Origin of the sequence: Nocardia sp. NPDC050793 (genome assembly GCF_040654065.1) — a bacterium.
GTDB lineage: Bacteria > Actinomycetota > Actinomycetes > Mycobacteriales > Mycobacteriaceae > Nocardia.
Map to the genome: position 1 here is coordinate 661,508 of NZ_JBFAHG010000005.1, position 10,054 is coordinate 671,561.

At 69.1% G+C, this 10,054-nt stretch carries 13 protein-coding genes; 8 read left to right on the top strand and 5 right to left on the bottom strand.

The window, feature by feature from the left end; genetic code table 11:
* Nucleotides 1–404: 404 nt before the first annotated feature.
* Together AB0H50_RS21205 and AB0H50_RS21210 are read left to right on the top strand one after the other, a co-directional pair.
* Entirely contained in the window at nt 405–1,070 is a 666-nt protein-coding gene (locus tag AB0H50_RS21205) for a transglycosylase SLT domain-containing protein (protein ID WP_357455103.1), read from the top strand.
* Between the two features lie 76 nt (nt 1,071–1,146).
* The gene (locus AB0H50_RS21210; protein WP_357455106.1) at nt 1,147–1,461 is read left to right on the top strand and encodes a hypothetical protein; all 315 of its coding nucleotides are present in this window, start codon (nt 1,147–1,149) and stop codon (nt 1,459–1,461) included.
* 3 nt (nt 1,462–1,464) lie between these two features.
* Here AB0H50_RS21210 and AB0H50_RS21215 read toward each other — a convergent pair whose 3' ends face one another.
* Nucleotides 1,465–1,929, bottom strand: a complete 465-nt coding sequence (locus tag AB0H50_RS21215) for a MarR family winged helix-turn-helix transcriptional regulator (protein WP_357455109.1) — start codon at nt 1,927–1,929, stop codon at nt 1,465–1,467.
* Nucleotides 1,930–2,008: 79 nt separating this feature from the next.
* On the opposite strand from AB0H50_RS21215, the gene AB0H50_RS21220 reads away from it, so the two are divergent.
* Nucleotides 2,009–2,986 (top strand): pirin family protein, encoded by a 978-nt coding sequence (locus AB0H50_RS21220; RefSeq protein WP_357455112.1) that lies wholly within the window; start codon nt 2,009–2,011, stop codon nt 2,984–2,986.
* Nucleotides 2,987–3,119: 133 nt separating this feature from the next.
* Entirely contained in the window at nt 3,120–3,413 is a 294-nt protein-coding gene (locus AB0H50_RS21225; protein WP_357403068.1) for an excalibur calcium-binding domain-containing protein, read from the top strand.
* A gap of 67 nt (nt 3,414–3,480) precedes the next feature.
* On the opposite strand, the gene AB0H50_RS21230 is transcribed toward AB0H50_RS21225, so the two are convergent.
* Nucleotides 3,481–3,702, bottom strand: a complete 222-nt coding sequence (locus AB0H50_RS21230; protein ID WP_357455115.1) for a DUF3618 domain-containing protein — start codon at nt 3,700–3,702, stop codon at nt 3,481–3,483.
* A gap of 141 nt (nt 3,703–3,843) precedes the next feature.
* Here AB0H50_RS21230 and bcp point away from each other — a divergent pair, with 141 nt between their 5' ends.
* A complete protein-coding gene (gene bcp / locus AB0H50_RS21235; RefSeq protein ID WP_357455117.1) occupies nt 3,844–4,314 on the top strand; it encodes a thioredoxin-dependent thiol peroxidase in 471 nt (156 codons plus the stop codon).
* An 84-nt stretch (nt 4,315–4,398) separates the two neighbouring features.
* Here the strand turns inward: bcp and AB0H50_RS21240 are convergent, their stop codons facing one another.
* Nucleotides 4,399–5,151 carry a TetR/AcrR family transcriptional regulator gene (locus AB0H50_RS21240; protein ID WP_357455120.1) on the bottom strand — a complete coding sequence of 251 codons (753 nt, stop codon included), beginning with the start codon at nt 5,149–5,151 and terminating at the stop codon, nt 4,399–4,401.
* 258 nt (nt 5,152–5,409) lie between these two features.
* Between AB0H50_RS21240 and AB0H50_RS21245 the strand changes: the two genes are divergently transcribed.
* Nucleotides 5,410–6,384 carry an ATP-binding cassette domain-containing protein gene (locus tag AB0H50_RS21245; protein ID WP_357455123.1) on the top strand — a complete coding sequence of 325 codons (975 nt, stop codon included), beginning with the start codon at nt 5,410–5,412 and terminating at the stop codon, nt 6,382–6,384.
* Nucleotides 6,385–6,401: 17 nt separating this feature from the next.
* Entirely contained in the window at nt 6,402–7,190 is a 789-nt protein-coding gene (locus AB0H50_RS21250) for an ABC transporter permease (RefSeq protein WP_357455126.1), read from the top strand.
* Between the two features lie 55 nt (nt 7,191–7,245).
* Here the strand turns inward: AB0H50_RS21250 and AB0H50_RS21255 are convergent, their stop codons facing one another.
* Nucleotides 7,246–8,439, bottom strand: a complete 1,194-nt coding sequence (locus AB0H50_RS21255; RefSeq protein ID WP_357455129.1) for a hypothetical protein — start codon at nt 8,437–8,439, stop codon at nt 7,246–7,248.
* 411 nt (nt 8,440–8,850) lie between these two features.
* On the opposite strand from AB0H50_RS21255, the gene AB0H50_RS21260 reads away from it, so the two are divergent.
* The gene (locus AB0H50_RS21260) at nt 8,851–9,471 is read left to right on the top strand and encodes a TetR/AcrR family transcriptional regulator (protein WP_357455373.1); all 621 of its coding nucleotides are present in this window, start codon (nt 8,851–8,853) and stop codon (nt 9,469–9,471) included.
* Between the two features lie 16 nt (nt 9,472–9,487).
* Here the strand turns inward: AB0H50_RS21260 and AB0H50_RS21265 are convergent, their stop codons facing one another.
* The gene (locus AB0H50_RS21265; RefSeq protein WP_357455131.1) at nt 9,488–9,925 is read right to left on the bottom strand and encodes a holo-ACP synthase; all 438 of its coding nucleotides are present in this window, start codon (nt 9,923–9,925) and stop codon (nt 9,488–9,490) included.
* Nucleotides 9,926–10,054: the final 129 nt, after the last annotated feature.

The window sequence follows — 10,054 nt, forward strand, 5'->3', positions numbered from 1 at the left end:
TCTCGTTCACCTTCCGTTAACCTTCCGTGACCATTCTGCAATCAGGTCGCAAAGAGACCTGAGGTTTGGTTAGACCGAGGTGTTGTTTACACGCATTCGGAAAACGGCCGCACGGACCTGATCCAGGTTCACCCGGCCCCCGGGTGCGAAGCCGCAACAGATCCCGATCGCCGACCTTCCGCATATCGCTCCACGCGCCGTGGAGTTCCGCGCGACGCCGCGGCCCGGGCCCCGACCCGGTACCCGCACACAGCCCGTCGCGTTCCGAGGACCGGAGTGTCCTCCACAACCAAATCCACAACAGCACACCGACTTTTCTCGGCGAACACCACGAGCGTCCGCCGCCGGATCCGCGCTGCCCGAGTGCGGCCGGAGCCCCCTGTCCCCTAACAAGGAACTCAGAAATGCCTCACAGCCGCCTTTCCACCCTGCGCCGCAGCACCACCCTCCGCGAGGGCCTGACCTTCGCCGTGGCCGCGGCCGGCATCGTGGCCGTCGCCGCTTCGTCGGCGGTGTCGGTGGCCGATGACAGCGTTCCGGCACGCGTCGCGATGGTCGCCGAGGAGCAGCCCGCGGCCGCTCCGGTCCCCGCCCCCATGCCCGAGGTCGTCCCGGCCCCGGCTCCCGCGCCGGAAGCCCTTCCGGTGCCCGCTCCGGAAGCCCTGCCGCTGCCCGCTCCGGCGCCCGAGCCCGCTCCCGCTCCTGCTCCCGCTCCCGCACCGATGCCCGCCCCGGCCCCGCCGGTGTACGAGAACAACCTGGACGGCTGGATCCGCCAGGCCCTCGACATCATGGCCGCCAACAACATTCCGGGCTCCTACGAGGGCATCCACCGCAACATCATGCGCGAGTCGAGCGGCAACCCCCAGGCCATCAACCTGTGGGACTCCAACGCCGCCATGGGCATCCCGTCCAAGGGCCTGCTCCAGGTCATCGACCCGACCTTCGCGGCCTACCACGTCGAAGGCACCCCGTTCGACGTCTGGGATCCGGTGGCCAACATCGTCGCGGCCTGCAACTACGCCGCGCACCGCTACGGCAGCATGGACAACGTGAACAGCGCGTACTGATCCAGGTCCAGCACCACGGACGCCCCGCCTCCGGTCACGACGACCGGGTGCGGGGCGTTCGTCGTAGGATGCCCGCGTGGCCGATTACGCGCACTCCGACGCGTCGGTCAGCCGCAGGGCCGAGAAGGCCCGCCGCTTGGCCGTCTACCTGTGGGACCGCGATGTCAGCGGCGCCGAACTGCTCGGCATGCCCGCGGCGACCCGTCGCAAGCTGGCCCGCGCTGCCGAGTCGAACCCGCCGAGCACCGACGAGACCTGGCTGGCCGTCGCCCGCCTGCTCGACGAGAAGAACGCATGGGCCACGCGCAACCCCGGCCATCCCGCGGCACGGCGCGCGCACGTCGACGAGAAGCTGCTGTGGGTGAAGCCCCCGATCACGCCGTGGTCGTAGCGGTCAGATCGCGAGATCGGTGACGCGCTGCGCGGTGGCGCTGACCTTGTCGGACAGCGACCGCAGCGCGCCCGCCTCCGCGTCGGTCATCGGATCGATGAAGACACGGCGGACCAGGTCCACATGATTGGGCGCCGCGTGCTCGAGCGCGGTGCGACCCGTGGCCGTCAGCTCGACGACGATCCCGCGCGCGTCCTCCTCGGACGGCCGTCGCTCGACCAGCCCGCGCGCCGCCATCCTGGCCAGATGCTTGGACAGCCTGCTCTTCTCCCAGCACACCTCCGCCGCCAGTTCCTTGGCGCGCAGGCGTCCCTCCGGCGCGGCGGAGAGCGGGACGAGCAGCTCGTAGTCGGCCAGCGAGAGTCCGTCGCGGGCCAGCCCGGCCATGATCGCCGCGTCCATCCGCTGGCGCAGCCGGACGTAGGCCTGCCAGGTCTCCTGCTCGTCGTCGCTCAGCCATCGCACCACGGGAATGATCCTAATCCCCCTTTGGTTGACATGGACACCAACAGGCCGAGACCGGTCTTCCGAACAGGAGGTGCTCCCCATGCCCGCCATCGCCGCCGACAACATCCTGGTGCTGCCGCGCCTGCCCCGCCCCGACGAGACCATGCGCGAACGGCCGGTCCGGCAGGTCGTCACCGCGCACAAGCAGCGCGAGGGCGCGGGCTTCGAGGTGACTCGGCCGTTCCCCAGCATGGATCTGCGGACGGCCGACCCGTTCATTCTGCTCGACCAGATGGGCCCGGTGACCTACGAACCGCACGAAGCCAAGGGCGCTCCCTGGCATCCGCACCGCGGCTTCGAGACCGTCACGTACATGCTCGACGGCACCATGGTCCACCACGACTCGAACGGCGGCGGCGGTGTCATCAGCGAGGGCGACACCCAGTGGATGACAGCGGGCTCGGGCATCCTGCACGACGAGGTGCCGCCCGAAGAGCTCGTGGTCACCGGCGGGCTGTTCCACGGCGTTCAGCTGTGGGTCAACCTGCCGCGTGCGATGAAGTTCGCCGCGCCGCGTTACCAGGATCTGCGCGGCAGCGAACTGACCCTGGTCAGCTCGCACGACGGCGGCGCCCTGGTGCGGCTGATCGCCGGCGAGATCGGCGGATTCGCCGGTCCCGGTTCGACTTACACGCCGATCGCCTACGCGCACGCGTCGATCACCCCTGGCGGCCGTTTGGAAACACCTTGGCCGCAGCATTTCTCGGCGATGGTTTTTGTGCTCGCGGGCAACGGGACGGTCGGCGCAGAGCGCAGGCCGATCGAGGCGGGTCAACTCGCGGTGTTCGGGCCCGGCGATTCGATTTCCGTCGAGGCGGATTCGAAGCAGCACGGGCATCCCGGCGATCTCGAGGTGCTGCTGCTCGGCGGGCAACCGATCCGCGAACCCGTCGTTCAGTACGGCCCATTCGTCATGAACAGCCGCGCGGAGATCATCCAGGCCATCGAGGACTTCCAGTCCGGACGCATGGGCAACATTCCGGCAGAACACCTCTCCGGCACCCGTCCGACGCACTGAGCCGGGCCGCCCTATAGCCCCTAATGGCCCTAATTCGGGTGACGCGCGGTTGACAACTGGGCGGCCCCTCGCAACAGTGGGTGCGGCGTCGCTCGTCAAGGCGCCACATCCACCGCAGAACATAGAGGAATACATGAACGTTCGCCGGCTTACCGTCAGCGCCGCCGTCGCTGGACTGACCATCCTCGCGGCGCCCGCCGCCCTGGCCGCCCCGACCGGTTCTTCCGGAACCGGCTCCTCCGCCATCGATACCGGTTCCGCCGCGACCGGTTCGGCCGGCGTGTCCCAGACCGGCTCGGCCGGTGGCGCCTTCGCCAACTGCGACGACGCCCGCGCGGCGGGTCGCGCACCGATCTTCCGCGGCGAGCCGGGCTTCGGCCCGCACCTGGATCCCGACGGCGACGGATTCGCCTGCCCGACGGTCTGATACCGCCGATAGACGAAAACACCCGGTGTGGCCATGCCACACCGGGTGTTTTTCGCTTGCCGGAAACTCAGCGGAAGATCTTCACCAGCACCAGGCCGACGATCACCGCACCCGCGCCGATCAGGCTGTACTTGACCTTGGGTTCGTTCAGCTTGGCGACGACCAGGCTCTTGGTATCGTCCGCGATCCGCTGCGGATCGGCGCGCACGGCGATCTCGTCGAGAGTGCTCGCCAGCCGGGTGCGGGCCGCCTCGATCTCCCGCTCGATCCGCTCGGTGTCCTTCGCCACGTATGTCCTCCTGTCGATGGGTGTGCCGCCGGGCGCGAAGCGGGGCCGGGGACGACGTCCCCACCGGCCGTTCGCGAGTCACCAGGGCTCGCGGACGAGTGTATCCGCCCGGTCGAAGGCCGTTCGGTTACCGTGCAGGACGTGACCAACCAACGACTCTCCCCCGGCGATACCGCCCCCGCGTTCACACTGCCCGACGCCGACGGCAAGGAGGTCTCGCTCGCCGACTACCGCGGCCGCAAGGTGATCGTCTACTTCTACCCCGCCGCGAGCACGCCGGGCTGCACCAAGCAGGCCTGCGATTTCCGCGACAACCTCGCCGAGCTGAACGAGGCAGGCATCGACGTCCTCGGCATCTCCCCGGACAAGCCCGCCAAGCTGGCCAAGTTCCGCGACGCGGAAGGGCTGTCGTTCCCGCTGCTGTCCGATCCGGAGCGCGCGGTGCTCACCGCATGGGGCGCCTTCGGCGAGAAGACGATGTACGGCAAGACCGTCACCGGCGTCATCCGTTCCACCTTCCTGGTGGACGAGCAGGGCAAGGTCGAGGTCGCGCAGTACAACGTGCGCGCCACCGGTCACGTCGCGAAGCTGCGCCGCGACCTGTCGGTATGAGCGAGCGGAGCGAGCGAATCGTGAGCCAGCGCGCTTCGCGCATGCCGGAGCCGAGTGCCAGCGAGGCGCAGGCATGAGCGGGGCTCAGCGCTCGAAGGAGCGGATGAGGGTCTCGTAGCCGTCCAGCATCCGTGCCAGGCCGAACTCGAAATCCCCCTTCTCCCAGTCGATGTCGTCCTGGTCGAAGGCACGGTTGGTGAGGGCGGACACTATCGCGGGAAACCGCTGCGGATCGAGCACCCGTTGCAGCGCCGCGGTGAAGTCCTCCTCACCGTCGGCTCCTTCGGCGATGTCCCTGGCCGCCCAGCGCCTGCCGATGACGTAGAGCGACAGGTTCATCACCAATTGCAGCCGCAGAGGCTCGGGCACCGGGGTGTCGGCGAGCGTGGCGAGTCCCGCCTCCAGCCAGGCCATGTTGTTCGGACCCATCGGCGGCGCCTTGAGCGGGATGTCCAGCCACCACGGGTGCCGTCCGATCACCTCGAACTCGCTGCGCGCCCAGAACTCGAGACCCGTCCGCCACGGCGTGCCGGGCGGGATGTGCGGCGGTTCGCCGACCACGCGATCCAGCAGCAGTTCGACCAGGGTGTTCTTGCTGTCGACGTACCGGTAGAGCGACATGGCGGTGAAGCCGAGCTGCTTGGCGACCCGGTTCATCGACAGCGCCGCGTAGCCCTCCGCGTCGGCCACCTCGATCGCGACCTCCAGGATCTGGTCCAGCGTCAGGCCGCGCTTGGGACCGCGCCCGCCCGGCTGATCGAGCCGCCACAACAGTTCCACCGACTTCGGTAGCGCCGCGTCGTCCGACGTCGTCATCTGCGCTTCAGCCTCCTTCACTCGCCTCGACTCTAGGCGTACCTCCGCCTTCGCTCCGGCCATGCGCGGTCTATCGACGGACTCCGTCCGACAGCGCCCCTCGTGCGTACTCCACCTTCGCTCCGGCCATGCGCGGTCTATCGACGGACTCCGTCCGACAGCGCCCCCTATGCGTACTCCGCCTTCGCTCCGACGATGCGGCCACTCCCCCTTGCGCCCGCTAACTGTTTACTATATAAACTCTGTTTATTATATAAACAGTTTTGGATCGGAGATCCCATGTCCCCCGAACCACTCCCAGCCCTCGCGGTGCACCGGCTCGGCAAGTCCTTCGGCGCGCACACCGTGCTCACCGACATCGATCTGAAAGTCGCCGCGGGAACGGTCTTCTCGCTGCTCGGACCGAACGGGGCGGGCAAGACCACCCTGGTGCGCATCCTCGCGACGCTGAGCAAGCCGGACCGCGGTGAGGCCCGCGTCTTCGGGCACGACCTGGCGCGCGAGCCGTACGCCGTCCGCAGGCTGATCGGCGTCACCGGCCAGTACGCGGCGGTCGACGATGTGCTGACCGGCACCGAGAACCTGCGGCTCACCGGCAAGCTGCTGCACCTGGGCGCGGCCGAGACGCGCCGCCGCACCGCCGCCCTGCTGGAACGGTTCGACCTGGTCGACGCGGCCGATCGGCCGGTCGGCTCCTACTCCGGCGGCATGCGCCGACGCCTGGATCTCGCCATGAGCCTGATGGGCGAACCGCGCATCGTCTTCCTCGACGAACCGACCACCGGCCTCGACCCCCGCAGCCGTCGTGACTTGTGGTCCGCCATCAGGGAACTCGCCGCCGACGGCGCGACCATCTTCCTCACCACGCAGTACCTGGAGGAGGCCGACCAGCTCGCGGACCGCATCGCCGTGCTCGACGACGGACGGATCGTCGCCCAAGGCACGCCCGAGGAACTCAAACGCCTCGCCCCCGGCGGCCACATCCTGCTCCGTTTCGCCGACCGGCACCTGCTGGCGTCCGCCGCCCGCGCCGTCGACGAGCACTCTCTCCCCGCCGTGGTCGGCCAAGTGGATCCGGAGCAGCTGACCCTCCAGGTGCCTTCCGACGGCAGCGCCGCCGAGGTCAAGCGCCTGCTGGACCGTTTCGCCGACTTGGACATCGCCGTCGAGCGGCTGACCGTGCACACCCCCGACCTCGACGACGTCTTCTTCGCGTTGACCGGCCACCAGAGCCGCTCCGAATCGGCCGCATGAGAAACGAGACCACGCCCATGACCACCCCCTCCCCCGCCCTGCGCGCGCTGCGCACCGTCCAGGACTCCGGCACCATGCTGGACCGCAACCTGCGGCACACGCTGCGCAGCCCAGACACCATGATCATGACGATCGCGCTGCCGGTCGTGATCCTGCTGATGTTCGTCTACGTCTTCGGCGGCGCCATGGATGTCGGGCCCGGCGCCTACATCGACTACGTGGTGCCCGGAATCATCCTGCTGTGCGCGGGTTTCGGCGCCGCCACCACCGCCGTCAGCATCTCCACCGATCTGACCGAGGGCATCGTCGACCGGTTCCGCACCATGGCCATCGCGCGGTCGGCGGTGCTCACCGGGCACGTGGCGGAGAGCCTGATCCGCAACCTGATCACCACGGGGCTGGTGATAGTGGTCGCGATCGCGCTGGGTTTCCGCCCCACCGCCGACCCGCTGCGCTGGCTCGCCGCGTTCGGCGTGATCGCCATGTTCGTGCTCGCGCTCTCCTGGCTGGCGGCCGCTCTCGGCCTGCTCGCGCGAAACCCGGAGGCAGCCAACGGTTTCACCTTCTTCTTCATGTTCCTGCCCTATGTGAGCAGCGCGTTCGTGCCGACCGGCTCGATGCCGAGCTGGCTGCACGGGTTCGCCGAGAACCAGCCGGTGACACCGGTCATCGAGACCGTGCGCGGCCTGTTGATGGGCACCCCCATCGGCGACAGCGCCCTGCTCGCGGTGCTGTGGTGCGCGGGCATCGCCGTGATCGGCTACCTGGCGGCCGGCGCACTCTTCCGTCGCCGCACCCGCACCTGAGCACGAACGAAAAGGGCCCGGCGCCACTGCGGCGCCGCGCCTTTCGCGCTTCGCGTCAGGCCTGCGTCACCTGCTGCGACGCCCACTGCGCGAGCAGGCGCAGGTGGTTGTCCCACCACTGGTAGAACTCCGCGGTGAAAGGTGCGGGCGGGGGTGCCTCACCGGGGAACAGCATGGCGTCGTTGGGCGCTCCGACCTTGGTGGTGGACGGAATGCCGGTGCCGGGAAGGACCGGTGCGGCGGCGGGCTCGGACTCCAGCGCCGCTTCGTACTCCTCCAGCGTCAGCGGGCCGATGCGACCCGCTGCTTGCGACGACGCGGCAGGCAGGTCGAAGGCCTGCGGGACCGCTGCCGGGTCCTGATCCTGGCGCGCGCCGTCGGGGTGGAATTGCCCCGGCTCCACCGAGGAGCGGACGACCATCCCACTGGAGGACCCGGTGTCGAAGACCACGCGCGCATCGGCGGTGTTCCGCGCGTCGGCCGCGACCGACCTCGTCGAATTGTTGACCGCGTACACACCGCCGACGATCAGGCCGGCCGCCACCACGCCGGCCGCCACGAACACCGCCGGCATGCTCCTGCGGCCGCGCGGCTCCTCGATGACGTCCACCAGTTCAGGCACGTCGTCCATGGCGAACATCGCGGCGCCGAGCGCCGCGGCCGACGACGCGATCCGGCAGGGCAGCACGGGCGCGCCGAAGCGGTCGACGGCCGCGCGCACGACCGGTGCGTCCGCGGCGGAACCGATCAGCACCACCGCGTCCGGCCGGACGGCCGCCGCCTCGAACTGGTCCCACGCCGCCATCACCGCGACACCGAGCGACTCCTCGCTCACGGGCCCGGTCTGGGCTATCGCCGCCAACACCCGATCGCGACCGCGATCGACCAGCGTGAACGCCTGGTGGCCTCGCACCACCTCGCAGACGAGCAGATCGTCGAACTCACGAAGCCAGGTCATCGCCCTGGCCGCGCTCAGGTGCGCGGATTTCGCCGAGAGGAGCGAGGCGGTGCGCCACGGACCGGACGCGAGCTGGGTCACGATGGCCCGGCGCTCGGCGGCGTCACGGTACGCGACCGCGGTGCCGACAATCTCCATTTCCGGTCCGATGTCCGCGGCGACTTCGTCCATCGCGGTCTCGACCGCTGCCGCCACATGCGCCTTGGTGTCGCCGTACGTCCTCGCCACCCGGTGGGCGAGCACGCGGTCGCGCAACTTCTCGCCGGTGTCGGCGAGCGCTACCGCGTGCACAGCGCCACGTTCGGTGGAAACGCCGAGAGTTACCACAGATCGAGCTACCACAGATACGCCCTCCCAGTGACTGTCCGGAACGGATGGCCCGCCCGGCGAGCGCGTCCGGACCGAGTCCGTCCTCAGCCCGCGCACGGCCGTAGCGAAGGCGGAGGTGCGCCGAGGTGGGCGAACACCCTTGGCAAAACGTGCCTGCGGATGCACGCACGCTCGGTTAGTGTTCGCGGCCACAACCGCTACGGATGGGTGGTGAAATGTGACAGAACCGAACACGCAAACCAAGTGCGCGTGTCGCGCGCATGTCGGTACCGCTAGCCTGGATACGTGGAAGTAAACACGGAGGCCAGGGCGAAGCCGTCGAAGCGACACCTGGACCCCGCGTTGGAATTGCAAGATGATCCGCAAGAGCTGATGCCGCGCAAGCGGCCCACTCAGGAACGCAGTAAGCGCAAGTTCGACGCGCTGCTCCAGGCCTCCCGCGAGCTGCTGGTCGAGGTCGGTTTCGAATCGTTCACCTGTGAAGAGGTCGCGGCACGGGCCGAGGTCCCGATCGGCACGCTGTACCAGTTCTTCGCCAACAAGTACGTGATCGTCTGCGAGCTGAATCGCCAAGATCTGGTTGCCGTTTCCCAGGAACTGGCCGACTTCCACGGCGAGGTGCCCTCGCTGGACTGGCTGCGGCACATGAACCAGTTCGTCGACCACCTGGCCAACCTGTGGATGACCGACCCGTCCCGGCGCGAAGTGTGGCTGGCCATGCAGTCGACGCCCTCCACCCGTGCCACCGGCGCGATCCACGAGAAGCAGTTCGCCGAGGTCGTCTCGCAGATGCTGCGTCCGCTCACCCCGCGCACGCCGCGGGTGCGGCGCACCATGATGGCCGAGGTCCTGGTGCACGTCGTGTACTCGATGCTCAATTTCTCGGTGCAGGACGAGCAGTCGCACGCCGAGGCCGTCGCCGAGCTCAAGCGGCTGATGGTCGCGTATCTGCTTGTCGCGGAGAAGGAATCGCGCACCGCGAGCGAGCGCTGACGGCGGCGCCCGGCGCTCAGCCGGAAGTCTCGCGCCCCTCGATCAGATCGGCGAGCTCGCCCGGATCTTCCAGCACGACCATTGCCGCCGCGGTGTCACCGTCGTGGGTCAACGACAGGTGAACCCTTGCCCTCGGCAGGAATTCGGCCGCGAGACCGTGCAATTTGATGCTCGGCCTGCCCCATGCGTCGTTGACCACCTCGATCAGGGGGTACGGGTTGTCGCCGATCTGCGGACGCCGGGCGAAGCGCGACGACGCCCACGCCTTGAGCACCGCCTCCTTCGCCGCCCAGCGCGCGGCGAAACTGCGCGCAGGATCGGTGCCCTTGCTCTGGCAGTAGCGCCGCTCACCCGCGGTGAAACTCTCCCTGAGCATGGTGGTTCCGGACCGTTCGAGCTGTTCGGCGAACTCGGAGATGGTCACCAAGTCCAGGCCGATCCCCAGGATGGTCAATGCGTCGCAGCTCCTCAACCCTCGTGGAGTGGGGGGGGGGGGGGCCGCCCACCGCCGACCGGGCCCCGCGGGCCCGGCGGCCCCCCCCCCCCCCCCCCCCCCGCCCCCGAGAAGGGGAGTGGTCGCAGT

What these genes read in the sequence shown, in the direction of transcription:
- AB0H50_RS21225 (WP_357403068.1), top strand. Translation starts at nt 3,120, where the DNA reads ATGAACGTTCGCCGGCTTACCGTCAGCGCCGCCGTCGCTGGACTGACC.
- AB0H50_RS21245 (WP_357455123.1), top strand. Translation starts at nt 5,410, where the DNA reads ATGTCCCCCGAACCACTCCCAGCCCTCGCGGTGCACCGGCTCGGCAAG.
- AB0H50_RS21205 (WP_357455103.1), top strand. Translation starts at nt 405, where the DNA reads ATGCCTCACAGCCGCCTTTCCACCCTGCGCCGCAGCACCACCCTCCGC.
- AB0H50_RS21220 (WP_357455112.1), top strand. Translation starts at nt 2,009, where the DNA reads ATGCCCGCCATCGCCGCCGACAACATCCTGGTGCTGCCGCGCCTGCCC.
- AB0H50_RS21260 (WP_357455373.1), top strand. Translation starts at nt 8,851, where the DNA reads ATGCCGCGCAAGCGGCCCACTCAGGAACGCAGTAAGCGCAAGTTCGAC.
- AB0H50_RS21250 (WP_357455126.1), top strand. Translation starts at nt 6,402, where the DNA reads ATGACCACCCCCTCCCCCGCCCTGCGCGCGCTGCGCACCGTCCAGGAC.